The following is a 24,951-nucleotide window of genomic DNA, read 5'->3' as shown; positions in this document are numbered from 1 at the left end:
ACCCGCCACCCCGCCGCTCTTCACGAAAGGTCGAGGAACCATGACCACTCCCCCCGAGGCCCACGGCGACGAGCGCGGCGCCCTGCTCGCCGCTCTGGCCAGCCAGCGCGCCGCCTTCCGTCAAGCGGTGGAAGGTATAAGCGAGGAACAGGCCCGCAGCACACCGAGCGCCAGCGAACTCTCCCTCGCGGGCCTCATCAAGCACGTCACCTCCGGCGAAGCCGGTTGGATCGACTCGATGCGCAGCGGTAGAACGCCCGGCGCCGACGACGAGGCGGCCGTCAAGGAGTGGGAGCAGAGCTTCCACCCCACCGACGAGGAGACGGTCGCCGTCCTGCTCGAGCGCTACGACCGGGTCGGAGCGGAGACCGAGAAGGCGGTCCGCGAGGTGCCGTCGCTGGACGACACGTTCGTGCTCGCGGACGCCCCCTGGCAGCAGGGCGGCCCACGCTCCTGGCGCTGGGGTCTGCTGCACCTCATCGAGGAGGCCGCGCGCCACGCCGGCCACGCCGACGTCATCCGCGAAACGATCGACGGCCACAAGGCCATGGGCTGACGTCCACCGGGCCCGGCGGGGCCACGTCCGACACCGCGGGGCCGCGTCCTACACCGGCGGGGCCGCGTCCGACACGGCGTGGCCCCGCAGGGCCTACGGCACCAGAGCGGTCAGGTCGACGTCGAGCGGAAAGGGGACGGCGACCTTCAGTCGGCCGCGGTGGATACCGGTCGGCACGTACGTGCCGGTCATCGCGTCGAGCTCGTACGTGTGGACTTCCGGCCCGGCTGTCTCGTCCTCCACTCGCCAGAAGTGGGGGAGCCGCGCCTGCGCGACTTGAAGGGCTTCAGGGACCGGTTCCGGACGGCTCTTCCTGTCGAGCCGCACGGTCATCTCCCGCTCGACCTCGAACCCGTCGGGAGCCGCCTGCCGCAGGGCGAAGGTCAGGTTCTCCAACAGCCGCGAGCGCCACGACGGCTGCGGCGTGAGCCTGAAGAGCAGCGCGCCTTCGACGAGTTCGGTGTGCCGTGGCGCCTCGGGTAGTTGGTCGAGGTCGTCGGGCTCCCAGCCGCTCGGGCGGGGTGGGGTCATCCATGCGGGGAGTTCGAAGGTCGCCAAGTGCTCCAGGCGACGCGCGGGCCCGAGCCCCGGATGGGGGCTCGGGCCCGGTCACGTGGAAGTCGCGTTCAGAAGGGGAACGTGCTGCGGCCGTGTTGGACGGCGATCCAGCGGGTGGTGGTGAAGGCCTGGACGAAGTGGTCACCGTTGAGGCGGCCGACTCCGGAGTGCTTCTCGCCGCCGAACGGCACGATGGGCTCGTCGGCGACGGTGCCGTCGTTGACGTGCATCATGCCCGTCTCGACTCGTCGCGCGAACGCGACGCCGCGTTCGACGTCGCCGGTGTGGACGGCGCCGCTCAGCCCGTACGGGCTGTCGTTGGCGATGCGCAGCGCCTCGTCCTCCCCGTCGAACGGGATGAGCAGCGCGACCGGCCCGAAGACCTCCTCGTTGCGGACCGCGCAGCCTTCCGGCAGGTCGGTGAGGATGCTGGGGTGGACGACGTTGCCGTCGACACGGCCGTGCAGCAACGCGGTCGCGCCGTCGGCGAGCGCCTGGTCGACGGCGGCGGAGACCCGCTCGGCCTGGCTGGAGTTGATCAGCGGGCCGATGAGCGTCGACGGGTCGGCGGGGTCGCCGACGGGCAGCTTCCGCACCTTGTCGACGAACTTCTCGGTGAACTCGTCGGCGATCGAGCGGTCGACCAGGATGCGGTTGGCGGCCATGCAGACCTGTCCCTGGTGCACAAAGCGGCTGAAGACGGCGGCGTCGACGGCGTAGTCGACGTCCGCGTCGTCGAGCACGATGAGGGCGCTGTTGCCGCCGAGTTCGAGGACGACGTGCTTGAACTCGCGGGCGGCGACGGTCGCCACGTGGCGGCCGACCTTGTCGGAGCCGGTGAAGGAGATCGCCTTGGGCACGGGGTGCTCGATGAGCGCGTCACCGATCTCCGCGATGTCGGTGACGACGACGTTCAGCAGGCCGGGCGGCAGGCCCGCGTCGGCGAGGATGCGCGCGACGAGGCCGCCGCCGCAGATCGGCGTGTCCTGGTGCGGCTTGAGCACCACGCCGTTGCCCAGCGCCAGTGCCGGCGCGACGGACTTCAGCGACAGCAGGAACGGGAAGTTGAACGGCGAGATCACTCCGACGACACCGACCGGCACCCGGTAGACGCGGTTCTCCTTGCCCTCGACCGGCGACGGCAGGATGCGCCCCTCGGGGGCCAGCGCGAGGTGCATGGCCTCCCGCAGGAACTCCTTGGCGAGGTGCAGTTCGAAGGCCGCCTTCAGGCGCGTGCCGCCGAGCTCCGCGATGATCGCCTCGGTGATCTCCTGCTCGCGTTCCTCGACGAGCCGCACGGCGCGCTCGAAGACGAGGCGGCGCGTGTAGGGGTTGGTGGCGGCCCACTCGCGCTGGGCCCGCTCCGCCGCCCGGTACGCCTCGTCGACCTCGTCGCGGGTGGCGACGGTGATCGAGCACAGCTTCTCACCGTTGTACGGGTTGATGTCGATGATGTCCCAGGAGCCGCTTCCGGGGCGCCATTCACCGTCTATGTACTGCGAGGCCAGTTCCGTGAAGGGGTGCATGCCGTTCCTTCGGTGAGTGGGAGGTGATCAGCGGAGTGATGGCACGTCATCTTACGTGTGGACGCGCGCAGTTGACCGTTCCCGCCCGGTTCTCGTCCGTCTCCGACAAGGCACGCGCCGACGGCCGGTCCGGGCACGGCGGCCGTCAGTACTGCTGGCGGATCTTGTGCAGGTAGGTGCGGGTCTCCTCGGGCGAGAGGCTGTTCTCCGTCAGTCGGCGCATGACGCCCTCGTACTGGTTGACCTCCTCCGCCTTGTCCAGGTAGAGCGAGCCGGTCAGCTGCTCGAGGTAGACGACGTCGGAGATCTCCGGTTCGGGGAAGCGCAGGACGGTGAACGCGCCGCTCTCGGCGGGGTGTCCGCCGAGTTCGAAGGTGGTCACCTGGAGGTTGATGTTGGGCAGTTCGGACAGTTCGGCGAGGTGTTCCAGCTGGGCGTCCATGATGGCGTGGCTGCCGAACGGGCGGCGCAGCGTGGCCTCGTCGAGCACGCACGTGAGGGTGGCCGGGTTCTCCTTGAAGAGCAGCTTCTGCCGCTCCAGGCGCAGCGCGACGCGGCGGTCCACCTCGTCCTCGGGCACCTGCTCGCGGTGGCCGCTGGAGACGACGGCGTGCGCGTACGCCTCGGTCTGGAGCAGGCCGTGCACGAACTGCACCTCGTACGTGTCGATGCCGCAGGCGGCGCCCTCCAGGCCGACGTACGTCTGGAACCAGCTGGGCAGCACGTCGCTGTAGCTGTGCCACCAGCCGGCGATGCTGGACTCGCGGGCGAGGTTCAGCAGCGGCTCCCGCTCGGAGTCCTCGGTGACGCCGTACAGCGTCAACAGGTCGGCCACGTCACGCGCCTTGAAACTCACCCGCCCCAGCTCCATCCGGCTGATCTTGGACTCGGAGGCGCGGATCGCGTAGCCCGCCGCCTCCCTGGTGACGCCCTGGCCCTCCCGGAGCCTGCGTAGCTGGGAGCCGAGCAGGATGCGGCGCACCATCGAACCACCCGCCCCGCCTGTCCCACTTGACCCGCTTGATCCGATCACTCCGCCTGTCACCGGATTTGCTCCTATACAGATAAGACGCCCACCCTCATTCGACCAGCAGTCTGCCATCTTTGGGCTCCGTTGAGTGCCCGCGCGGTTACACACGATCGAAAAATCTGCGTGCACGTGCATCTGCCCTTGCATCCGCAGACGGCATTGGCAACCATGGAGACAGTCCAAGTGCACTTTGTGCACGCCCATTTGGGCTTCCCGAGACCATCGGGACTGCGCCGCCACGGGACCTGCCCGGTCTCGACAGCCGTCACGCCAGGGGGAGCTTCATCATGGTGACCGAAGGACTGACCGTGCTGGAGCCCTTATGGCAGGGCCTCCCGCCGGCCGACCCCGACAGCCTCTCCGGTTCCGCCACCTGCGCACTCCCCCCGCACTACGAAGCGGTCCGGACCGCACGGGAGTTCACCCAGGTGACTCTCAACGCCTGGCAGCTCGGCGGCCGTTGCGACGACGTGACACTCGTCGTCTCCGAACTCGTCACCAACGCGCTCCGGCACGGCCTGCCGACGGCCGGACCCGGCGGCGCGTTCGACCCGCCGGTGCGGCTGCACCTGATGCGCTGGGCGTCCCGGCTGGTCTGCGCGGTCCGCGACCCCAGCGGACACGCGCCGGTCTCCGACGAGGACGCCGACGGACTGCCGACCACCACGGCCGGCTTCGCCGACGACGACGCGGAATCCGGGCGCGGACTCTTCCTGGTCGAGGCCTTCAGCGACAGCTGGGGCTGGGAGGCGGTCGACGGACCACCGGGCGGGATGACCGCGGGCAAGGTCGTCTGGGCCCTGTTCCGCCTACCGCCCACCGAAGCCCGCGCGTGAGGCGCGGCCCGCACGTCACGCACGGCGGGCCGCCCCCACACCCGGCGGGACGGGTCCACCCCGCTCCCCCGGGCACGGGCGCCGCGCGCTCGGCGGACGCCACGGCCCCACGTCCGCCGGGCCCGGTGGCTACGCGCGAAGAAGCCACCGCGCAAGGGCGGCGGCGATCCACGGCGGCACCACGGCCGCACACCGAACCACAGCGGGCGCGCACAGCACCACAGCGGCCGCACACAGACAGGCGGCGGGGGTCCCACGGGCCGGGTCACGGGGGTGTCCGGCACCGGGGGATCCCCGCCGTCACGCGCGGTTCCTCGGCTCACGGGAGGACAGGCGGCGCCGACCGGTCGGAGTCAGTGCTCCTCGCGGCTCCTCGCGGCTCCTCGCGCTCGGCCGCCGGTACGGCCGGTCGTCCACTCGGGCGCCCCGTCACACGGCCGAGTGGACGACCGACACCGTCAGTCCGCCACCAGGTGGTCGAACTCGCCGTCCTTCACACCCAACAGCAGCGCCTCGACCTCCGCCGGGGTGTACACGAGCGCGGGGCCGTCCGGGAAGCGCGAGTTGCGCACCGCGACGTCACCCGTCGGCAGCTTCGCGAACTCCACGCAGGTCCCCTGGGAATTGCTGTGTCTGCTCTTCTGCCATCTGACCCCGTGAAGGTCCTTGGACGCCATGCCGTTCTGTATGTGCATTGGCCTCTCCCAGGTAGTTCAGGACCCAACTTCCTGGGATCATAGCCGCGTTCACGTGCTGATGCATGTGCCGATGCACGTGCACGACAGCGTGTCGCGGCTTCATCACCCCCGGTCAGAGCCCCCGTCGAACGCACCGGCCAGCGACGACTCGTGCCGTTCGGTCGCATCCGATGCCGTTTACACACGAATAGACGTGCGGGACGCCCGCCGGGTTCACCACGTGGCGCGCGGCACAAACGCCGCAGGCCCGGCCACCGACGATTCGTCGGTGGCCGGGCCCGGAAGCGCGCGCCTCAGCGCGCGACGTGCTCAACGCGGAGACGCGCTCAACGCACGGGACGCGCTCAACGCACGGGACGCGCTCAACGCACGGGACCGTACGGCAGCAACGCCATCTCCCGCGCGTTCTTGATCGCCCGCGCCAGCAACCGCTGCTGCTGCGCGCTCACCCGCGTCACCCGGCGGCTGCGGATCTTCCCCCGATCGGAGATGAACTTCCGCAGCAGGTCGGTGTCCTTGTAGTCGATGTACGTGATACCGGCCGCGTCCAGCGGGTTCGGCCGGGGCCGCGCGGGCTTCCCCGCGTTCTGACGACGTGCCACGACAGCTGTTCCTTTCGATAGATGAGAAATCCCCCCCCGGGGGGCGGCCGGCGCCGACCGCGCCCGGCCGTCCCGGGGAGGCGGGAACGGCCAGGCGAGGGAGGGACCACCGCCCCGGCGCTCCCAACGCACTGGGAGCACCGCGGGCGGTGATCGTCCAAGGGCGGCACCGCCGGTCGGCCACCCCTGGACGCTTCTGGACGCCCCGGACCCACCCGGGGCATCAGGACAACCGGCCGCCCCAACACGGCCGGTGGCGCCCGCGCCCGTCACGACACGAGCGTCCGCCCCGCACGCCGAACCGGGCCACCCGAAGGCGGCGCTCAGGAGGCGACGCGCCCTCAGGAGGCGACGGGGTCCAGCAGCGCGTCGAAGGCCGGGGACAGGCCCTTCCACACCGAGTGCCCGGCGGCGTACTCGGCGTCCGTCAGCAGACAGGAATCGAGCAGCGCGACGAGGTTGTCCCGGTCGAGATCCGGTGACGTGAAGACGAGGTGCTGGACGCGGTCACCGTGCTCGGGGTCCCAGTCGAGCGCGGCGGCCGCACGCCGCACGGCCGGCGTCATGTCCCAGGCCGCGTCCGGCAGCGCGGCCAGCCACGGCCCGACGCCCTCCACACACAGCGCACCGCCCGCGCAGTCCCAGGCGAGCAGCGTGTCCGGCCGGTCCGCAAGCCAGAAGCGCCCCCGACTCCGCGCAGCCGCACAGCACAGCTCCTCCAGCGCCGCGTACAACCGCCCCGGGTGGAACGGACGGCGCCGCTTCCACACCAGCGTGGTCACACCGTCGGCGTCGGCCTCCTGCGGCAGCAGCGCGCACGCCGGGTGCTGCCGGTCCGCCGCCTGCGCGACGGAGAAGCCCCCGGTCAGCGCCGCCGCGAAGTCCTCGGCCTCGACCGGCACCTGCCGGGCCGTCGGATGCAGCTGCGTCAACAGCTCACGGTCGGTGTCATCAGCCGCCTCCTCGCCCTCCGCGAGCGCGAGCACCGTCGGGTACTCCAGCTGCCGGGCGAAGGTGTCGGCGACGGTCCGCTGGTCGGTCGTCGCGGCGGCCAGCCCGGCCTCCGCGAGATCGTCCCCGTTGCCCAGGTACGGCAGCACCAGCGCCGGATCGACCGCCGTCACGACGCCCGCCAGCCGCAGCGCGTCCCCGCTGTGCGCGTGGACGACCTCGGCCATCGCCTTCGGCTCCACCGAGTCCCACAGCTCGACGACGGCCAGCCGACACGTCCCGCCCGCCGCGAGCCGCAGCAGCTCAGGAATCAGGTCCTCACGCAGCGCGCAGCACGCACAGTTGTTGACCAGCGGCGTCTCACCCGTGTCCAGCACCCCGCCGGCCTCCCGCACCACCCGGCGCACCGGCGCACCGGGCGTGCTCGCCGACTCCGACAGGTCGTGGTGCAGCACCACACTGCCCGGCACGGTCGTCAGCAGCCGGTCAACGGCCGCCCGGCGGGCGTCCGAGTGCAGCCCGCCGACGATCACGACGGGCAGCGGCGGCGCTGAGGCGTACGCACCCATCAGCGGGCCTCACGACGGGCGTAACGGCGCTCGAACCGCTCGACACGGCCGGCGGTGTCCAGCACCTTCGCCTTGCCGGTGTAGAAGGGGTGGCTCGCGGAGGAGATCTCGACGTCGATGACGGGGTAGGTGTTGCCGTCCTCCCACTCCACGGTGCGCTCGCTGGTGGCGGTCGACCGGGTGAGGAAGGCGAAGCCGGCGGCGTTGTCACGGAAGACGACGGGCCGGTACGGCGGGTGGATTCCGGGCTTCATAGGGGCACTCCTGGTTGCTCTCGGCGCGTACGCGCCCGACGCGCGGCGCGCCGCCGCGACGGGCTGACCGGCCGGTCAGCGCTGTTCGCGGAAGACGACGTGCCGGCGGGCCAGCGGGTCGTACTTCCGCAGCTCCATCCGGTCGGGGTTGTTACGGCGGTTCTTGCGCGTGACGTAGGTGTATCCGGTGCCGGCCGTCGACCGGAGTCGGACGACCGGGCGCAGGTCGTTGCGTGGCATGCGGGTACTATACACAAACGAAAATCATTTCCATCTAGCTGGAGGAGCAACCCCGTGTCCGCCCACTGCCAACTCACCGGACGTGCACCGACGTTCGGCAAGCAGATCTCCCACTCCCACCGCCGAAGCTCACGCCGCTTCAACCCCAACATCCAGCGCAAGCGCTACTGGCTGCCCAGCGAGGGCCGCTTCGTCCGCCTCACGCTCAGCACCAAGGGCATGAAGACGGTGGACACGATCGGCATCGAGCAGGCGGTCGCCCGCATCCGCGCCCGAGGGGAGAAGGTCTGATGGCAAAGAAGAGCAAGATCGCGCGCAACGAGAAGCGCCGCGAGATCGTGGCCCGCTACGCCGCCCGCCGCGCCGAGCTGAAGGAGATCATCCGCAACCCGGCCACCAGCGACGACGACCGCATCGCCGCCCAGCGCGAACTCTCCCGCCAGCCCCGCGACGCCAGCGCCACCCGCGTCCGCAACCGCGACAGCGTCGACGGCCGCCCCCGAGGCCACCTCCGCGCCTTCGGCCTCTCCCGCATCAACCTCCGCCAGATGGCCCACGCCGGCCACCTCCCCGGCGTCACCAAATCCAGCTGGTAACCGCCGCCCACCCGTCCGGGGCTGCCACCGCCCCACGCCCCGGACGGGCACCGCCTCCCAGGCACACAGCAGAATGAAGCCGTGGCAACCACCCGGCGCGAGACGCTCGAAGACCTCATCCACTGGCGCCGCGACCTCCCAGAGCTCCGCGCCGCCCTCCGCCGTCACACTGGCCCGGCCACGGTCACCTTCACCCGCTCGCACGCGGCCGCCGCGCTCGAGAGGACCATCGCCGGCCTGGCCATCCCCTCGCAGCTCGCCGCCTGGACCCAAGCCGTGCACTTCGAGGAAGACGTCGACATCAACGACAACGACCTCGACCTGCTCACCCAGTTCCTGCTCGAACTATCCACCCCCGAGCTCTTCACCCCGGTTACCCTCGCCACCTGCCAACACTGGCTTGTCCGCCTGCGGTCCACCTTGGACGGGTGACCTGACACTGACGGGGCCACGGCCGAAGCCAGGCGTCTATGCAGCCGCACGCGGATCTGACCGACACCGCCTCGCTGTCGCTTTCAGGTGGCCAACCTACGCAAGCCAATCAAACGGCACAACGCATCGGTCTTCATGTCCAGATATCTGGACATGAAGACCGATGCCACGATCTCAGTCAACCGCTATTGATCAGAATCCCCATCGGCATGAACCGAAACTCGGCGAAACGTGAGGTTCTTGTCATGCATATCCGGGTTCGTTAGGTGAAGATAAAGCTCCCCAGACTTCCGATAGTAGTAGAATACCCGCTCCATGCTACCCCGGGAGTCACAGAACCCCTTCGGGAATTCGAGAAGGATTACCTCCGCACCAGTCCGATCCTGTCCCACTTCCCACTCGCCGACCTTGTTGGCCATGCCGGAGCCCGCAGAGGCGAGCACTTCCTTGCATCTGACGTTGCCGAGTTCGACCTCACCCGACGCATGAAACTCCACGGTTCTCTCACCTCCCCCACGCCAGAGGCCAACTACCTCGCTGACTTCAGGCCTATCCTCTTTGTCTTCCAGAAGCCCACAGGCCACGAGGGAGGGAAGCCCTAGGACGCATACCAGCAACAGCACTGACATGCGACGCCTACTACCGGAGTGACATCCGGTCGCTCCACCAAATATTGAGTTCAACATCCGCTTGACTTCCCTTTATGAAGTGCTGCAGCGCCAGCGATGCTTCGTTCAGATATTTGATCTTAGCCCCGTAGGGAAACTGCTTGTGGGGATGTCGGCCCGTTGTCGTGGTCTGGATGGCGGTGTTGTCACCAGCCTTGGCCGGCGGGGGCTCCTGGACGATGGTCGTCGGGAAGCCGGTCGCCGGGCTGTAGGTGGTGGTGCTGGTGCGGCCGTCCGTGCGGGCGGGGCGGACGACGCCCCCGGTGCTACTCGCGGTGACGTTCGCGGTCAGGTCGGTCGCGTTAAGCGGACGGCCGTAGGAGGCGTAGGCGATGCGGGGACTCCAGGTAGGAGGCCGTGGTGCCGTTGTGCGACTTGAGGGTCGCGACCGCCGTGACGTCACTCTTGGTCGGCGGAGCGTCGCAGTCGTAGGCGGTGCGGATGTCGGAGACGACGTCCTTCGCGCGGTTCGGGCTGTTGGCGCAGACCGTGCACACCGTCTCCTCACGCGAGACCGCGTTAAGGAGGTTCAGGTCGGTGTCGGCGGTGTACGTCGTGCGGGTGCACTGGTTGTCAGCGGCAGTGCTGGTGTCGCCTCGGTCGTCGACCTGGACGACACGGCCCCCGACCTGACCTCAGCACGAGAGTGTGAACACCGAGTTCTGCGCCACTGGTGACACCTGACTGATTACAGTACTGTGCACGGGCTCACCAGGAAAGCAGAAAGCTCATTCTTTCTCCATGAGATAGAGATTCTGATGATCCGGGTCTCCCACCAAGAAAAAGAGCTGCGGTTCCCCTTCACCAGTCACTCCGAATGCCCACTCAATTACCCCATAGGGCTCTTCCCGATTACAGTCCTGCAACGCCTCCATCTTGCCACAATCACGCCATTCGAATCTTTCAGTCTTTATCTTCACTTCTACCACCGGACCAGTCCCAACATTCCTCTTAACTCTGTACTCTCCTTTGCCATAGTAGGTCCAGCTACCTCCGCCCGAAACTCGCCATCCCTCAGCATGGAAAGAGTTCTGGCCATCAAGTTTTCGCACCCTCGCTTCACCGGAAGGAAGAAGCTCCGGTACGCTGCCTCGCCATCCACGCCACACACCCTCCGCGTCACTCCGCGAAAATTCCTGATCACGGGCGGCGTCCTCATAGCGATAAGGCTCACACGCCACCAGCGGAGCCACACTCGCGAAAATGACGAGGCATACGAGCTGCCTAAGAATGCGCTTCAAAGATGAACTCCACTCAATTTTAGACATGCGATCTTCTCCTCCGTTGCCGTCGAGGAGAGGAAGTTTGCGCATCAAACGCACTGAAATCACGGGAGCGCAGATGTAAAGCCTCGGGCCTTCGGTACGTCTATCCACGCAGAACGCGATCAGCCGAACATTTGTGAGTCGGAGAGACTCAGTCTGCCATCCGCTCCAGGATCAGATCAATCTCGGATTCGATCTCTTGGCCAGCAGTAAGGTGGACATGCATCCCATTGGTTACCCCCTCCTGCACAAGCGTAAGAAGGTGTCGCGCCAATGAAGTGAGCCCCGCACGGTTGGCCTTAATGAGTACTTCCGATCGAGTCGCAGAGACCGCAATCTCAAATCCCTCATCTCAGAAGAAGCGCAGCCCTTCATCAGGCCGGTAATCGGGGGTGACAATCACTTGTTCCATCGAGTCCTCCTAACTTAATGAACCTCCTGCATGCTGAGTAGTCGCAGGTCAGTAGTGCGCTTGACTCAACGAGCTCGTGAGGGACATCGAGCATGGAAGGATACGGAATAAACAGGGCACCCCTTCCGGTCGCTGGCGTGATGAGTGGAATCACCACGCCAACGACGAGTGGCCCGCCTCGTCACCACCAGCGCCGACCAGGCCATTTCGCCCCTGCGAGACAGGATGAAGGAGGTTCGCTTTCACATGAAATGCGAACGCTGACCCACCCAATCGAGATGGGCCAGCGTTCACGGCTAGCACAGAATCAAAGAAGGGAAGTCCCCAGAACTACTTAGTAGCACACCCCGCAAGGAAGGAGGATATCGCCAGAGGTATCGCGATATTCATTGGCGAGGATAGTGGAGAGCAGAGTAGCAAGGAAACCACTCCGCACACAGCCATGACGAAAATTCGCACGCCACGATCGAGCCCCAGGTACCAGTCGATAAGCCGCACAATCGGATCCCCAATCGCTTGTCTCGCTGAACAATCACTTGATTATCCCAGCCTCGCGCGCATATCGCGTCAAGCGTACCACCGCCAACTCCATCTGAGTTACAGATATCTCAAGTTCGATAACTCGCTCAGCCAATGAGCTGGACCCTACCGAGCCAGCCGCGCCGCCACCCACTCCTTGTGAGCCTCGAGCGACCACCTGCGCCCCACCCCTAGAAGCCTGGACGAGGACACCGGCACCACCGGCCACGCCTGAAGCCGCCGACGAGATCACAAGACCAGAAACGGTCCAGTCCTTCTTTTCCGTCCCTGCCAGATAGGCAGCGCCCCCCGTCACTGCGAGACCTGCACTCACACAGGCAACGCTTGTCGAAGCGCAAACCGCGGCAGTAGCAGCTGTACCTACAAGAAGAGCCGCTCCAGCCGCGAATACGTTCCGATCGTTATGCCACTTCTCAACATCGGCGAATATCTCCGTACGCTCCCCTTGGCAGTCAGCTATATTCCGTCCCTGCATTTGACAGAGAATGGTATACACGCGACCGCTTAGATCAGCACTCGAGAAGGCTGCCGCCTCATCGATAGTGAAGCTACGAGAGCCCTGGTATCCCATGTCTTGGAACCACTTGTAGGTCTTCTCGTCAATCTTCTTACCAAAATATTTCGTGGTCCTGGCGTCTACTACAGGAACCGTGTTCGATGTGACCTTTGGCTTTGCGTTTCCGGTTCCACCTCCGGTGGATGATTCCTTGGACTTCTTCTTCGGCGGCTCCGCAGACCAGCGGCCGTCCTTCTTGGAACAGCTGATGCCGCTGATCATGATGCAGTCAGCAGGGATGAGGCCTGTTGGGTCAGACAGCGTCACTGGGTTGTTGTTCGAGTACGTGTAGCCATGGATCTGCTGGGGGTCGGTCAGGTCCATCAGCGGGTCGACGGAGATGAAGCGACCCGTCATGCGGTCGTATTCGCGGGCGCCGAGGTGGATCAGGCCGGTGACGTCGGTGTCGTCGGTGCCGCCTACGAAGCCCTTGGTGCCGGGCCAGGAGTTCGGCAGGGTGCCGCGGAGGCCGCCGAAGGGGAGGGTGCGGCGCTGGGTCATCTCCAGCGTCGCGGCCTCGATAGCCAGGTTGCCGGTGCCGTGGTGGTCGGCGACCGTCAGAGTCCACTTGCCGTCGTCGGAGAGGACGGCCTGGTGGCCGCCGCCCAGCGGGACGTAGCGGGTGGCCTTCGGCTTCGACGCGCCCTTGGGGAGGACGAGTTCGGTGTGGTCGCCGAGGTAAAGGGTGGTCTCCTTGTCGGTGCGGGCGATGAGCCGGTTGCCGTCGGTGTCGTAGAGGTACTCGGTGACCTTGTCGGCCTTGCCCTCGACGGGTTCGGACACGCGGGCCAGGCGGCCTTCGGCGTCCCAGGTGAGTTGCTGGGTGGTGCCGTAGACGCGGCGGCTGGTGGTGTTGCCGGTCTCGTCGTAGCCGTAGGTGTCCTGTGATGTGCCGGTCGGGCCGGTCTGGGTCACGGACTTCAGGGTGTGCGGCTGCGGCTGGCCGGTCTCCGGGTACTCGTAGGCGCGGCGGACGTCCTTGGTGCTGTCACCGGCGACGTCGTGCAGGGTCTCGGTGAGGCGGTTGCCGACCTTGTCGTAGGTGTAGGAGTGCCGGTAGGGGGCGACTCCGCCGACGTTGGACGCGGTCGGGGCGCCGGCGCAGGTCTTGGTGCCCTGCGTCCATGCCTGGGTGAGACGCCGCAGGTAGTCGTAGGTGAAGCACTGGGTGTCGGTGCCGTCGCGCGAGACGTCGGAGATCGAGGTGACGTTGCCGATCTCGTCGTAGCGGTACGTCTTGTGCTGGTCGACGCCCGGTACCTCTTCGCGGTCGACGCGGGAGGTGGCGAGACGCTGGGTGCCCCACTCGAAGGTGTTGGTGACCTGCGTCTTCTTCGTTCCGCTTCCGGAAGCGCCCAGGGTGTACTGGAGCGGCTTGCCGGTCAGGGAGTAGACCGTGTCCGCACGGAAGCCGTCGGAGAAGACTGCCGTCGGACGGAAGGTGTCGTCCTCGTAGTTGTAGTTCCATCCCTTGCCGGTGATGTTGCCCATGGCGGAGAAGCTGCGCGCCCGGGGCAGGCCGTTCATGTAGAAGGTTGACGCCTCGTGGTACGTGCCGGCGAGAGCACCCTCGGAGGAGGGGATCTCCACGGCGGTGCGCACCGCGCGGTAGTGCTTGTCGTAGTCGGTGATCTTCCAGGTGTACGTGGAGCCGTTGACATAGCGGGTCGTCTCGGCCAGGTGGCCCTGGGCGCCGCTGACGGTGTCGTAGGTCCAGGTCATGCGCAGAGGACCGGTCGTGCTGTTCTCGCGCACGGCCGTCTGGCGACCGAGGCCGTCGTAGACGTTGACCAGCTTCACACCGCGCGCGTCGGTGCGGGACGTGGTCTCGCCGCGGTCGTTGAACGTCTGGGTTGTCGTGCCCTTGTCCGGGTCGGTCGTCTGGATCTGACGTCCGAGCTGGTCGTAGGTGTACGTCCAGACGTTGCCGCCGGGGTCGGTGACCCGGGTCAGCTCGCCGCGGTTGTTGTGCGCGTAGCGAGTGGTGTCGTACGCGGCCGTGGCGGAACGCGTGTGGTGCTGGCGCAGCTCGGTGGTGAGGCCGCGCGCGTCGACCAGCGTGGTGGTCGCGGTGCCGCCGACCGGCGGAATGACGGTCGTGCGGTCGCCGCCGTGGATCGTGCGGGTGACGCCGAGCACAGTGCCGCCGTCGCCGTTGCCGGCGATCTGCCGGGACTCGGTTTCACGGCCCAGGCCGTCGTAGACGTGACGGGTCTGGGTTTCGACTGTGAGCGCGTCGTTGGGCTGGAAGAGCGTCCGGCTCTGGGCGCTCTCGTTGTAGTAAGGCGCGAACGTCTTGCTGACAAGTCCGCGCTCGTCGTAGAAGACGTCGGAGATCAGGCGGCCGCCGTTCGGGCCGGGCGCCTGGGTCTGCCGCTCGCGCAGGAAGCCGTCGTAGATCGTGTAGGACGGCACCTGCGAACCGCCGCCGGTGGTCATCGTGCGGGTTTCCACCGCGACCGGTTGACCGTTGTTGACGTGGTAGACGAACTGCTTGTCGGGCGTGGTGCCCGTGAGGCGGTCCGCCAGCCAGACCTTCGAGGAGCGGCCGAGGGCGTCGTAGGTGAGGGTCGTCTTGACACCGTTGGTGTCGACGACGGACACCGGCTGGCCGCGTAGCGGCTCGACCTCCGTGGTCGTGGTCTGGATGGTGGTGTTGTCACCGGTCTTGGCCGGCGGGGTCTTCTGGACGATGGTCGTCGGGAAGCCGGTCGCCGGGCTGTAGGTGGTGGTGCTGGTGCGGCCGTCGGTGCGGGCGGTGCGGACGACGCCGCCGGTGCTGCTCGCGGTGACGTTCGCGGTCAGATCGGTCGTGTTGCGGGGGCGCCCGTAGGAGTCATAGGTGCTGCCGGACTCCAGGTAGGTGGCCGTGGTGCCGTTGTGCGACTTGAGGGTCGCGACCGCCGTGACGTCGCCCTTGGTCGGCGGGGCGTCGTAGTCGCCGCCGTCGTAGGCGGTCCGGACGTCGGAGACGACGTCCTTCGCGCGGTTCGGGCTGTTGGCGCAGGCCGTGGACACCGTTTCCTCGCGTGAGACCGCGTTGAGGATGTTGAGCGAGGTGTTGGTGGCGTACGTCGTGCGGGTGCACTGGTTGTCGGCGGCGGTGCTGGTGTCGCCTCGGTCGTCGACCTGGACGACGCGGCCGGCGACCGTGTCGTACGTCGTCGAGACGGAGGTTGTGCGCCAGTCGGAGCCGGCGCCGTCGTCGAGCGAGACCCAGTCGCGGGAGGAGGAGGTGCCGGTGAAGTGGGAGGCGATGGTGCCCCAGTCCCGGACCTTCTTGGCGGTCTCGTGGCGCCACGGGCGGTTCACCGTCTTGGCGAGTACCTTGCCGCCCGGCTTGTCGAAGGTGACCGTCTTGTAGTTGAAGCCGGCCACGGCGTCGTGGTCGGTGATCGGGTCGCCCTCACCCTCGTCGAGGGTGACGCTGACGGACTTGGTGCCGCCGCTGGGGCTCTGCCGGTCGCCGTGCATGCCGCGCAGAAAGTAGCTGTCGGTCTGCGAGCGCATCGCGGACGTGCCGCCTTGGCCGCCGTTGAGCACGCTGACGTGCCGGTAGCCGCGCCACTGCGACCAGGTCTTGTGCTTCTCCTTGGTCAGACCGTTGTCGTCGTCGTAGTGCCAGGCGGCGCCGCCGTTGTACTGGTAGCGGGTGACCTGGTCGGGCGAGCCGCCGGTGCGGTCGGTCGCAGTGAGCGAGGTGACGACGTACTTGTTGAACCACTGCAGTTCGGGGTCGTCGGTGCCGGAGCCGCCGAGGTACTGCGGGAAGCAGCGGGTGGTGTTGTTCTGCGGTGTGGGCAGGTTGTTCTCGTCGCAGGTGGGCGCCGAGTAGTTGACCGAGATCTGGCCGCCGGACTCGTCATCGACGGTCGAGACGCGGGACTTGACGAAGGGCGCGTAGCCGTCGCCGGTCTTGTCGAGGCGGTTGACGAGCTGCGTGTACGCGAAGGTGGTGCGCGGCAGCTTGATGGTCGGGGTGGCCGTGTGGCCGGTGCGCTCGATAGAGGTGAGCAGCAGCTGGTAGTCGATGTCGGCCTTGCCCCAGGCGTGCCGCAGCTGCCAGGTGTCGACCTTGTCGTAGGTGCTGCCGTTCAGGACCTCGGTGGTGATGTGGGTGAGCCTCTTACGCGTCCAGAAGGACGGGGAGAAGCGGCCGCGGTCGCACTCGGCGCTCGCGTCGCAGTTGAGGTCCCACGGGGTGTCGCGCCAGTAGGCCGTGTCCTCCTCGATGGACGCGCAGTCGGAGTACTTGGAGACGAAGCAGCGCTCGCCGTTGGTGAACTGCACGCGGGCCAGGGCCTTGGTGCCGTACATCGAGCTGGACTTCAGGCCGTACTCGATGCGGTTGAGGTAGCCGCCGCGGGTGTAGCGGGTGTTGGCCTTGGCGTCGAGGTTGCGCCCGTAGGAGTTCTGTTCCTTGGTGTAGTAGTACGCGAGCGCGTTGCCGTGGCGGTCGACGGCGTAGTCCAGGTTCCAGCGCCAGGCCTGCTGGCACCAGGAGTCCTTGAACGTGGCGGCGTTGCAGGGCTCGCCGGAGTTGTTGCCGTAGACCGGGACGGTCCAGGTGGAGTTGGTGACCGGCTTGCCGGAGGACCAGCCCGGGAGGCGGTTGAAACCGAAGTAGTAGCGGTTGCCGTCCGGGTCGGTGAGGCGCCAGTACTCGCCGTCGTTGTCGCCGTTGCCCCGGTTGCTTGAGGTGAGGCGGGCGATGCGGGAGCCGTCGTCGCTCTTGAACTTCCACTCGTTGCCGCTGGTGGGAACGAGTTCGCCGCCCTTGCCGTTGAAGGTGATGAAGGCGTTGTCGTACGCCCAGCAGAGGTCACCAGGCTTGTTGCCGTCGGCGTTCTTCACGCCGTCGTCGGCGCAGGGCTTGTAGCGGCGCTCGATGTAGCCCGGCCACAGGTCGAATCCGTCGCCGGCCCAGGAGCCCTGGTTGTTGGTTCCGCCGGTGCGGCCGTCGATCGAGCCGGAGGAGTAGCTGAGGCCGACGTTCGGCGTCATGCCGCCGGGGACGTCGGGCACGCCCATGTCGTAGGACCAGCTGAAGTCACCGGTGTTGAGGTTGGTGTCCCAGGTCGCCGACGGGGAGAGGGAGGTGGCGGTGTAGTCGCCGTTCTCGCCTTCCTCGCCGGCCACGGCGGCCATCAGGGTCGGGCTGGAGGTGCGCAAGGTCACCGCGTCGGCGGTGAGGGTCTGCTTCTCGGTGTCGTTGGTCGTCGGGACCGGCTTCGTCTTGCGGCAGGCGGCCTTCTTGGGGGTCGTCAGGATGCACTCGGGCAGCTCGACGAGGGTGAGGCGGGAGCCGTAGCCGCCGCCGTAGGCGTCGGCGAAGCCGGAGTAGTCGAGGCGGGTACCGACGCTCTCGGCGGTGTCGGCAGCCTTCGCCGGGGTGTCCTGTTCGGCGGCACGGCGGTTCTTGGTCGTGGCTTCCGGCTGCGGTTCCAGGGTGAAGAGCAGGCCGTCGACGCCTGCGCGTTCGGCGGTCTTGCGGCTGAGGACGCGCGCCCGGACCTGGCCGTTGCCGCCGTTGTTCTCGGCGGCACGGCCGGCCTTGGTGGACGGCTGCCCGGCGCTGAGCGCGAGCGGCAGGCCCTTGGCTTCGACCGGCTTGGCTGCCTTACCGGCCTTGGCCGGTGCCTCGGGGATCTCGACCACTGCCGAGTCGGCCTTCGGCCAGGCGGTCTTGGGCTTCTCCTCCGAGGGCAGGCCGGTGGCGGCGCGCGGCTTGGTCTTCTTGACGGCCTTGCCGTCCACCGGCTTCTCGGCTGCCGGGAGGCCCGGCAGTCCGCTGTCCTTGTCGGCCGCGCCGGCGGTCGGCATCGCGGCGGCCTGGAGGAGGGTGGCGACCATGACCGCCGATATCCCCAGGGCCGTTCGTCTACGGAACGCGCCGCCTCTTCGGCGCGGTCCTGCTTTCCCGTTCATCGTTTCCTCAGTCCTCGTTTCGAGCGCCACCGGTGGGGCGGCGCGCTGTCAGTGACTGGCTGGGTGGTCGTGTGCGTACGGGCCGGAGCCCGTGTCGGCTCCGGCCCGTACGCTGCGTGATCAGGCGTTCGGTACCTCGGTCGGGATCTCGAAGAACTCCGCCGCGAGGCGTTCGACCTGCGTGTCGCTCAGGGCGCCCTGGAAGACCCAGACGTCGTCGACCAGGCCGGGGAAGTACTCACCCCAGCTGCCGGCGCGCTTGGTACGGCCGACCTGCAGCGTCTTGCTCGCCTTGTAGGTCAGGGCGTTCTCCGCCCACGGCACGAGCTCCCGGCAGGCGCTGTCGTCGACGTCGCCGTCCGCGTCGTCGTCGGCGCAGACGAACTCCTCCATCTGGCCGTCGACGTACAGGCGCATCTCCTTCGCGAAGCCGTCGTAGACGACCGTGAGGTGCGTCCACTCCCGCGCGTCGTTGAAGTTGCCGTTCTCGGCGTGCGCGACCGTCGCCGAGTTGGAGTCGCGGTCGCCCACCTCCAGCTGCCAGCGGCCGGGTGTCCGCTCGCTGCTGTCCGGTATATAGCGGACGGTGAAGGCGCCTTGGTTGGTGCCTTCGGCTCCGACGAGCGCGACGCCGTTTGTCGGGAGCGCCGCGGCCTGCGCCCAGGCGGTGACCGTGAAGCTCCCGCTGGTGTCGACCGGGACGGAGGGGACGCTGCCGTAGGCGGTCTTGCCGTCCAGTTCCAGGCCGCCTCCGAAGAAGCCGTTGTTGACGCGGCGGGCTCCGCCGGCCAGCGTCATGGCCTGCCCCTCGGGGGACTCGTCCGGGACGCTGGTGGTGCCGGACTCGAACATCCAGCGGCCCTTGACGACCGGCCGCTGCTTGAAGAGCTGCTGCACCTCGGTGCCGGACACCGGGCGGGTGAAGACGCGGACGTCGTCGATGGTGCCGGGGAAGTAGCCGGCCATCGAGCCGCTGTAGGCGACGGCACCGACGTACATCGACTGGTTGGCGTAGAAACCGCCACCAAGTTTGGTGGTGCTCTGCAGAACTCCGTTGACATAGAGCGTCAGGGTGTCGGCGACGGTGTCGTGCACACCGGTCAGGTGAACCCACTCTCCGACACGCGTCGTGCCGCCGGTCGGCTGCATGGCTCGGACAAAGCCGGCGTCAGCCTTGTCAGCCTTGTACTGGTTGAAGGCCCAGCGGTCGTGGAAGGCGCTGTAGTACAGCTCGAAGCCCGACCGGTGGTTTCCGGCCTGCGTGACGACCATGGCCGCTTCGGTGGGCTTGCGGTCGAGCTTCGCCCAGGCGCTGACGGTGAAGCTGCGGCTGGTGACGACGTGCGGCCCGCTGGTGCTGCCGATCTTGCCGTAGCCGCTTGTGCCGTTGAACCTGACCGCCTTGCCGGCCACGCCGTCCCGTCCGGTGGTCACACCACCGTGGTAGTCGACCGGCAGAACGTCACCGTGCCCGGCGACCTGGGTGGCACCGGCGGCTTCGTCCATGCTGAAGACGGCGACAGCGGGACGTCCGGGGTCACCGACCCGCTGATGGGCGTAGAGGTTGTCGACTTCACCCTGGGTGATGCGCTTGTCGAAGATCTGGAGATCGTCGACCGACCCGGGGAAGAAGGCTCCCGGCTGACCGCCGTAGGAGCCGGCGCCGATCTGGAGTCCACGGCGTGCGTTCCACGCGTTGGGCAGCGGGGTCTCGCCGACCAGCTTCTTGTCCACGAACAGCTGGAGGACCTTGTCCACGCTGTTGTATGAGCCGACGAGGTGCGTCCAGCGGCCCGCGGTCACTCCTCCGGGCTGGGACGCCATCGCGCGGATGATCCGCGAGCCGGGTGTGTCGGTCTCGTACTGGTTGAACACCCAGCGGTCGAGCGCCGCAGAGTAGTACAGCTCGAAGCCGGGGACGTGGTTGCCGGGCTGGGTGGCGATGATCGCCGCGTTCTGGGGCTTGTTGTCCAGTTTCACCCACGCCGAGACCGTGAAGCCGCGGTTGGTGTCGACGACCGGGATGTCGCTGCTGGCGTAGCCGGAGGTTCCGTCGAAGCGGACGGCCTTGCCCTTCTTTCCGGTTACTCCGGTGGTCACGCCACCGTTGAGTGTCGCGACACGAGCCGGGGTGGTGCCCTCCGCCTGGCTGGCGCCGACCGGCTCGTCGAACTGCCAAGTGGCTCGCTCGGGCTGTCCGGACTTCACGCGGAACTGGTAGGTGCGGACCTCGGAGGCGTTGCCCGCCGAGTCGAACGCCTGGGCCGTCACGAAGTTGAGCCCGGGCTTTGCCGGCAACAGGTCGGCGGTGCGGGCCGCGCCGCCGGAGGTGGTGATCTGGTTGGCGGCGATCGGGTCACCGTTGAAGCCGTAGCGGTAGCGGGTGACGTCGCCGTCGGATGCCTTCAGCGTGAAGCGTCCGTACTGGCCGACGCCGTCGTGCCACGGGTCCTGCGGGTCTTCCGGGTCGGATGCCGGGTACTCGCCCGAGCTGATCGTCGGCGCCTTCGGCACGGAGGTGTCGTACACGAAGTAGCAGCCCGTCGGATCACCGGCGTAGGACCACGGTGAGTACTGGGCACCGTCGTAGGAGCGCGCGTACCAGTGAACGGTCCGGTTCTGCGGGATGCTCGACGGCAGTGAGATCGAGAAGCTCGAGCCGGACTTCTTGGCCGTCGTACGGGACGGCTTCCAGCGGGCGATCAGGCCCTTGCCGTCGCCGCTGTCCCACTTGGCCTGGAACTGGACGGAGACGTTGTCGCCGTCCGGGTCGGTCACGTTGTTGGCGTAGATCTTGCCGAGGCTGCGCACCCGGGCGGGGTTCTCCGGCCTCTTGCAGGTGCCGCCGTACTCCATCGTGAGCTGCGACATCTTGATCTGCGACGGCGGGCGGTTGTACTGGACCCGTAGGAACGCCTTGTCCGAGAAGCGCTTCCAGCCGTAGCGGTCGGTCTCGCTGGAGGCGCGCAGACCGAAGGTCAGCGTCGACCACTTCTTGTCGGCCGCCTCCTGCACCGCCGATTTCACGTTGAACTCGGCGTCCTTGGCGGCACAGCCGGTGTAGCCATGCGCGAAGGAACGTGAGGCGAGCTGGTTGATCCAGAAGCCGGAGGCGTTCTGGGAGTTCCAGGTCGTGGAGCTGTTGATGTCCTTGGTGCGCCACAGCTGCACACCACGCGCCTCGCAGGACGCGGAGTGGACGTTCCGCACGACGAACTCGGCGGACAGCACGCTCTTGCCCGAGAACTTCGACGTCGGGATGCGGTAGAAGAGGCGCTTGGTGTCCTGCGGCTGGCAGTAGGCCCAGCCGCAATAGCCCATGCCGGCGTCCGGGTCGCCGTTGAACTTCCACTGCGGCGAGTTGGCCCAGTACTTGGAGGCCATCGTCCAGGCACTGGCGCGGGGGCTGTACCACTGCGGGTCGATGAAGACCGGGTACTCGGTGTCCTTGCCCCGCAGCACGTCTCTGTCGGGCGTGAGGACAAGCTCGCGCTCGCCGCGGACCTTGACACCCACTGGGGCGAGCTTGCCGGACTCGCCGGCCCCGGGCTCGTCCCGCTCGGCCTGCGCGGCGCTCTTCGACTGGTCGAGGGAGCGTGCGGCGGGAGCGGAAAGCTTGGTGCTGGCCTTGGGTTCGGCGTCGGCGCCTCGGCTGCTGTCCCACATGACGGGGGTGGCCGCCTCGAAGACGGCCGTGCCGGCGCCCTCGTCGAGCGCGGCCAGTCCGCCCTCGTCGGTCTCCTCGATGTCCAGTCCCTCGGCGTCGAGCTTCAGCCGAAGCTCGGTCAATTCGTCGCTGGCCGCCGCCTCGGCGGACTTGACGACGAGGATCTGGGTGAAGCCGTCGGGCTGGGCACCCATGCGCAGGTCTACGCCGGGGAGCACCTCGCGGTAGGTTGCGGTGTCGCCGTCGAGCACTGGTGTCGGCAGTACGCTCGGCCAGCCCAACTCCAGTTGCCGGCCGGCACGGTTCATGCGGACAAGCGGTGCCTTCCCGCCGCCGGAGAACTCCAGCCCGACCGTGGCCGCCTTGGGTGCGACGACGCCCTCGCGCTTCACGAGGTCGGTGTCGACGTCACGCCACTTGCCGCCGAGTCGCGTCCGGACCGGCCGAAGGTACTCGCGTCGCTCGAGGTTGCCGTTCGGCAGCGCGAACACTTCGCTGCTCTCGGCCCGTTGAGAGGCGATCTCCACGGGCTCGCCGGTGGCTTTCGCCTGCTCCAGCGCCTCGGCCTCGGTTGCCGCCGCGGCGCCGGCGGTCTTCTCTGATGCGGTCTCAGTCGGTTGCTGCGGTTCCACCGGAACCGCGTTCGCGGCGGGCATCAACCCCACCGCAAGCGCGGCACTCAGCGTGATCGCGAGCGCCCCCGTTCGTGCGCTTCCGCGCACCCGTCTCCCCATGCCCCCACACACTCCGTTTACACACGTGATGGCCAAATGAATGCAACAAGGGCCAGAACGTAGCCGTGCGGTGACGGAAGCGAAAGATCCACAAATCCGGGCGAAGCATGATCGGTTCCCCAAGTCGACTGTGACTCCCCTCACGCGACCGGAGGGTTGTACTTCGGGCGACAACAAGTCGGACGCGAAGCGACATCGATGGCGTCACAAGTATTTGACCAGCGAGTAGCCCCGGCGCACATCTCTGACCTGCCAGGACGCGCTCTCGCGGGACGAGCGATCACAGAGCTCGCCCCGAGGGACCCACCCGCGGCGGACCGACCGGCCGGCCGGGAGGAGATCAGGCCATGCCTCGCGACTCACTGACCACTCGCACAACCATTCGCGTTTACATCTGCTTTACGTATGATTCGCCGAGCTGTCTTTGCTACTGGCTGGAAACTGCGACGACCACGGATGGGGACAGGATGAGGTCACGGATAGCCCGCGGCGGTGAACGGCTCCTGCCCAGGTCTGTACGTGAGCGGCGCGCCGAGGAACGGCGCCTCGCGCAGGAGGCTGCCAAGCAGGCAGCCTCAGCCGAGGCCGAACGCCGGAAGGCGGAAGCCCGGGCGGAGAAGATCGCCGCCCGGCGCCAGGAGCTGCTGGCCGGCGACGACGAACTGCGGACGGTGACCGTCGGCGACCGGGAGTTCATCGGTCGAGTGGTCGGCCCCGGTCGAACCGTCGAGCGCTTCACCTCCTCCGCCGCCTCGGCCCACAACCTCGACCTGGTCGTCAGCGTCCTGGAGGAAGCGGGGATCGAGCACTTCCTTGTCCCGTCCCGGTCCCTCACCCGCCACGTGATCGGCGTGCGTCTTTCCGATCGCAAGGCAGTGCTGTCGGCCCTCCGCGAGACCTACCGGGGCGGCGCCCTCTACGCCGCCCGGAGCGGGAAGGACAGCCTCCCCGACTCGGCCTCGCTGTACGCCGACGGTGCGCTCGGTGCCGAGGTCAAGCGGGCCCGCACCATCCGGTTTGGTGAACTCCTGCTGGGTCCGGACGGCCAGCTACTGGCCGACCTCGATTACGCCTGCGAAATCGAGTTCTGGCGCGACGGCGCCGAACTGCTGGACGGCACTCCCGACGCCGCCCGACGCGCGGGGCTGCGCACCCAGACCCCGCCCGAGGTGCTGGAGACAGCGCTTGTGGCGCCGCGCCCCAATCCCGTCACCGAGGTCCTGCCCGCGGACGCCCGGACGCCCGTCAGACGCACCGTGGGCAACCGGTCCGTCTCCGCGTACGCCGAGATGCAGGGCACCCGCCTGGAAGAGATCGACTTCCCGATCGACATCGTCTACACCTGGGTCGACGGCGACGACCCCGAGCTTCGCCGGGTTCGCGACTCCTACCGTGAGCAGCAGGGTCTCGCGATAGCCAGCCGCGAGACAGGCGCCTCCCGCTACATCAGCAGGGACGAGCTGAAGTACTCCCTCCGCAGTCTGGAGATGTACGGCGACTTCGTCCGGCACGTCTACATCGTCACGGACGGACAGACGCCGTCATGGCTGAACACCACCTCCGGTCTGGTCACCGTGGTGGACCACAAGGAGATCTTCCAGCAGGCCGACGCGTTGCCGGTGTTCAACTCCCACGCGATCGCCACGCAGCTCCACCACATACCGGGTCTTTCCGAGCGGTACCTGTACTTCAACGACGATGTGTTCCTCGGGCGGAAGGTGTCCGCCGACCTGTTCTTCCACGGCAACGGGATCGCCAAGCTGCCCTTCTCCCCCGTCCAGATCGGCATCGGTGCTCCGCACCCGGAGGAGCCGGCGCCGAACTCCGCCGGCAAGAACGTGCGCGAGCTGCTGCTCAAGACCCACGACCGCCTGATCACGCAGAAGTTCAAGCACACCCCGCACCCCCAGATCCGTTCGGTGATGCTTGAGCTGGAGGAGCGGTTCGCCGAGGACGTGGAGCGCACGAGCCGCTCCCGGTTCAGGTCCACCACGGACATCAGCATGGGCGCCAGCCTGCACCACCACTACGCCTACCTGACCGGACGGGCGGTGCCTGGCGTCTTCAACTACCGCTACGTCGGCCTCGGCGAGCCGGACATGGACGAGCGGCTGGACGATCTACTCCAGAACCGGGCGTACGACCTGTTCTGCGTGAACGACGTCGACATCAAGGACGACGAGCGCGAGGCGATCGATCGTCGGGTCACCGACTTCCTTGAGGCGTACTTCCCCTTCCCCAGCGCGTACGAGCGCTGAGCCTCCAGCCGGGGCGGCCGCGCGCATAGCGCCGCCCCGGCTGGAGGCTCAGCGCTCGTACGCGCTGGGGAAGGG

The 24,951-nt window shown here is 67.7% G+C and carries 20 protein-coding genes; 6 read left to right on the top strand and 14 right to left on the bottom strand.

Annotation, left to right across the window (positions count from 1 at the left end):
* Window positions 1–40: 40 nt before the first annotated feature.
* Complete coding sequence (locus FNX44_RS06750) at window positions 41–556, top strand: DinB family protein (RefSeq protein WP_143647058.1); 516 nt, start codon at window positions 41–43, stop codon at window positions 554–556.
* A gap of 93 nt (window positions 557–649) precedes the next feature.
* Here the strand turns inward: FNX44_RS06750 and FNX44_RS06745 are convergent, their stop codons facing one another.
* The 3 genes from FNX44_RS06745 to FNX44_RS06735 all read right to left on the bottom strand — a co-directional run bounded on the left by FNX44_RS06745 (window position 650) and on the right by FNX44_RS06735 (window position 3,625).
* On the bottom strand, window positions 650–1,114 hold the full coding sequence (locus FNX44_RS06745; protein WP_500273971.1) for a Uma2 family endonuclease: 465 nt from the start codon (window positions 1,112–1,114) through the stop codon (window positions 650–652).
* Window positions 1,115–1,182: 68 nt separating this feature from the next.
* Window positions 1,183–2,640, bottom strand: coding sequence for an aldehyde dehydrogenase family protein (locus FNX44_RS06740; RefSeq protein ID WP_143647056.1), 1,458 nt, complete (start codon window positions 2,638–2,640; stop codon window positions 1,183–1,185).
* A gap of 145 nt (window positions 2,641–2,785) precedes the next feature.
* Window positions 2,786–3,625, bottom strand: a complete 840-nt coding sequence (locus tag FNX44_RS06735; RefSeq protein WP_143647055.1) for a Sco1979 family transcriptional regulator — start codon at window positions 3,623–3,625, stop codon at window positions 2,786–2,788.
* 332 nt (window positions 3,626–3,957) lie between these two features.
* Between FNX44_RS06735 and FNX44_RS06730 the strand changes: the two genes are divergently transcribed.
* A complete protein-coding gene (locus FNX44_RS06730; protein ID WP_143647054.1) occupies window positions 3,958–4,506 on the top strand; it encodes an ATP-binding protein in 549 nt (182 codons plus the stop codon).
* A 458-nt stretch (window positions 4,507–4,964) separates the two neighbouring features.
* Here the strand turns inward: FNX44_RS06730 and FNX44_RS06725 are convergent, their stop codons facing one another.
* The 5 genes from FNX44_RS06725 to rpmG all read right to left on the bottom strand — a co-directional run bounded on the left by FNX44_RS06725 (window position 4,965) and on the right by rpmG (window position 7,820).
* A complete protein-coding gene (locus tag FNX44_RS06725; protein ID WP_143647053.1) occupies window positions 4,965–5,201 on the bottom strand; it encodes a DUF397 domain-containing protein in 237 nt (78 codons plus the stop codon).
* Window positions 5,202–5,566: 365 nt separating this feature from the next.
* Window positions 5,567–5,806, bottom strand: a complete 240-nt coding sequence (gene rpsR, locus FNX44_RS06720) for a 30S ribosomal protein S18 (RefSeq protein ID WP_143647052.1) — start codon at window positions 5,804–5,806, stop codon at window positions 5,567–5,569.
* A 341-nt stretch (window positions 5,807–6,147) separates the two neighbouring features.
* The gene (locus FNX44_RS06715) at window positions 6,148–7,326 is read right to left on the bottom strand and encodes a CobW family GTP-binding protein (protein WP_143647051.1); all 1,179 of its coding nucleotides are present in this window, start codon (window positions 7,324–7,326) and stop codon (window positions 6,148–6,150) included.
* Window positions 7,326–7,580 carry a type B 50S ribosomal protein L31 gene (locus FNX44_RS06710; protein ID WP_143647050.1) on the bottom strand — a complete coding sequence of 85 codons (255 nt, stop codon included), beginning with the start codon at window positions 7,578–7,580 and terminating at the stop codon, window positions 7,326–7,328. The genes FNX44_RS06715 and FNX44_RS06710 overlap by 1 nt, the downstream gene beginning before the upstream one ends.
* A 75-nt stretch (window positions 7,581–7,655) precedes the next feature.
* Complete coding sequence (rpmG, locus tag FNX44_RS06705; RefSeq protein WP_143647049.1) at window positions 7,656–7,820, bottom strand: 50S ribosomal protein L33; 165 nt, start codon at window positions 7,818–7,820, stop codon at window positions 7,656–7,658.
* A gap of 54 nt (window positions 7,821–7,874) precedes the next feature.
* On the opposite strand from rpmG, the gene rpmB reads away from it, so the two are divergent.
* From rpmB to FNX44_RS28815, 3 genes are all read left to right on the top strand, one after another.
* A complete protein-coding gene (rpmB, locus tag FNX44_RS06700; protein WP_143647048.1) occupies window positions 7,875–8,111 on the top strand; it encodes a 50S ribosomal protein L28 in 237 nt (78 codons plus the stop codon).
* Complete coding sequence (gene rpsN, locus FNX44_RS06695) at window positions 8,111–8,416, top strand: 30S ribosomal protein S14 (RefSeq protein ID WP_143647047.1); 306 nt, start codon at window positions 8,111–8,113, stop codon at window positions 8,414–8,416. The genes rpmB and rpsN overlap by 1 nt, the downstream gene beginning before the upstream one ends.
* A gap of 81 nt (window positions 8,417–8,497) precedes the next feature.
* Entirely contained in the window at window positions 8,498–8,848 is a 351-nt protein-coding gene (locus FNX44_RS28815) for a hypothetical protein (RefSeq protein ID WP_143647046.1), read from the top strand.
* 185 nt (window positions 8,849–9,033) lie between these two features.
* On the opposite strand, the gene FNX44_RS06685 is transcribed toward FNX44_RS28815, so the two are convergent.
* The 6 genes from FNX44_RS06685 to FNX44_RS06660 form a co-directional block, all read right to left on the bottom strand.
* Window positions 9,034–9,477, bottom strand: coding sequence for a hypothetical protein (locus FNX44_RS06685; RefSeq protein ID WP_143647045.1), 444 nt, complete (start codon window positions 9,475–9,477; stop codon window positions 9,034–9,036).
* 341 nt (window positions 9,478–9,818) lie between these two features.
* Window positions 9,819–10,013 (bottom strand): hypothetical protein, encoded by a 195-nt coding sequence (locus FNX44_RS06680; RefSeq protein WP_143647044.1) that lies wholly within the window; start codon window positions 10,011–10,013, stop codon window positions 9,819–9,821.
* A gap of 231 nt (window positions 10,014–10,244) precedes the next feature.
* Window positions 10,245–10,784, bottom strand: a complete 540-nt coding sequence (locus FNX44_RS06675) for a hypothetical protein (protein WP_143647043.1) — start codon at window positions 10,782–10,784, stop codon at window positions 10,245–10,247.
* 148 nt (window positions 10,785–10,932) lie between these two features.
* The gene (locus FNX44_RS29975) at window positions 10,933–11,085 is read right to left on the bottom strand and encodes an Imm32 family immunity protein (protein ID WP_438873698.1); all 153 of its coding nucleotides are present in this window, start codon (window positions 11,083–11,085) and stop codon (window positions 10,933–10,935) included.
* Window positions 11,086–11,725: 640 nt separating this feature from the next.
* Window positions 11,726–18,142: an RHS repeat domain-containing protein gene (locus tag FNX44_RS06665; RefSeq protein WP_143647042.1), complete on the bottom strand. Its 6,417-nt coding sequence runs from the start codon at window positions 18,140–18,142 to the stop codon at window positions 11,726–11,728.
* A gap of 195 nt (window positions 18,143–18,337) precedes the next feature.
* A complete protein-coding gene (locus FNX44_RS06660; RefSeq protein WP_228449711.1) occupies window positions 18,338–22,540 on the bottom strand; it encodes a LamG-like jellyroll fold domain-containing protein in 4,203 nt (1,400 codons plus the stop codon).
* Window positions 22,541–23,085: 545 nt separating this feature from the next.
* Here FNX44_RS06660 and FNX44_RS06655 point away from each other — a divergent pair.
* Window positions 23,086–24,876 (top strand): stealth family protein, encoded by a 1,791-nt coding sequence (locus tag FNX44_RS06655; RefSeq protein WP_143647040.1) that lies wholly within the window; start codon window positions 23,086–23,088, stop codon window positions 24,874–24,876.
* The last annotated feature ends 75 nt before the right edge of the window (window positions 24,877–24,951 follow it).

The sequence above is a fragment of the Streptomyces alkaliterrae genome, assembly GCF_007097205.2.
Lineage (GTDB): Bacteria > Actinomycetota > Actinomycetes > Streptomycetales > Streptomycetaceae > Streptomyces > Streptomyces alkaliterrae.
This window is presented reverse-complemented; position numbering and strand designations above follow the sequence as displayed.

Coding starts and splice junctions, on each gene's coding strand:
- FNX44_RS06750 (WP_143647058.1), top strand. CDS start 41: ATGACCACTCCCCCCGAGGCCCACGGCGACGAGCGCGGCGCCCTGCTC.
- FNX44_RS06740 (WP_143647056.1), bottom strand. CDS start 2,640: ATGCACCCCTTCACGGAACTGGCCTCGCAGTACATAGACGGTGAATGG.
- FNX44_RS06735 (WP_143647055.1), bottom strand. CDS start 3,625: ATGGTGCGCCGCATCCTGCTCGGCTCCCAGCTACGCAGGCTCCGGGAG.
- FNX44_RS06730 (WP_143647054.1), top strand. CDS start 3,958: ATGGTGACCGAAGGACTGACCGTGCTGGAGCCCTTATGGCAGGGCCTC.
- FNX44_RS06725 (WP_143647053.1), bottom strand. CDS start 5,201: ATGCACATACAGAACGGCATGGCGTCCAAGGACCTTCACGGGGTCAGA.
- FNX44_RS06715 (WP_143647051.1), bottom strand. CDS start 7,326: ATGGGTGCGTACGCCTCAGCGCCGCCGCTGCCCGTCGTGATCGTCGGC.
- FNX44_RS06710 (WP_143647050.1), bottom strand. CDS start 7,580: ATGAAGCCCGGAATCCACCCGCCGTACCGGCCCGTCGTCTTCCGTGAC.
- rpmG (WP_143647049.1), bottom strand. CDS start 7,820: ATGCCACGCAACGACCTGCGCCCGGTCGTCCGACTCCGGTCGACGGCC.
- rpsN (WP_143647047.1), top strand. CDS start 8,111: ATGGCAAAGAAGAGCAAGATCGCGCGCAACGAGAAGCGCCGCGAGATC.
- FNX44_RS06685 (WP_143647045.1), bottom strand. CDS start 9,477: ATGTCAGTGCTGTTGCTGGTATGCGTCCTAGGGCTTCCCTCCCTCGTG.
- FNX44_RS06675 (WP_143647043.1), bottom strand. CDS start 10,784: ATGTCTAAAATTGAGTGGAGTTCATCTTTGAAGCGCATTCTTAGGCAG.
- FNX44_RS06665 (WP_143647042.1), bottom strand. CDS start 18,142: ATGGTCGCCACCCTCCTCCAGGCCGCCGCGATGCCGACCGCCGGCGCG.
- FNX44_RS06660 (WP_228449711.1), bottom strand. CDS start 22,540: ATGCCCGCCGCGAACGCGGTTCCGGTGGAACCGCAGCAACCGACTGAG.
- FNX44_RS06655 (WP_143647040.1), top strand. CDS start 23,086: ATGAGGTCACGGATAGCCCGCGGCGGTGAACGGCTCCTGCCCAGGTCT.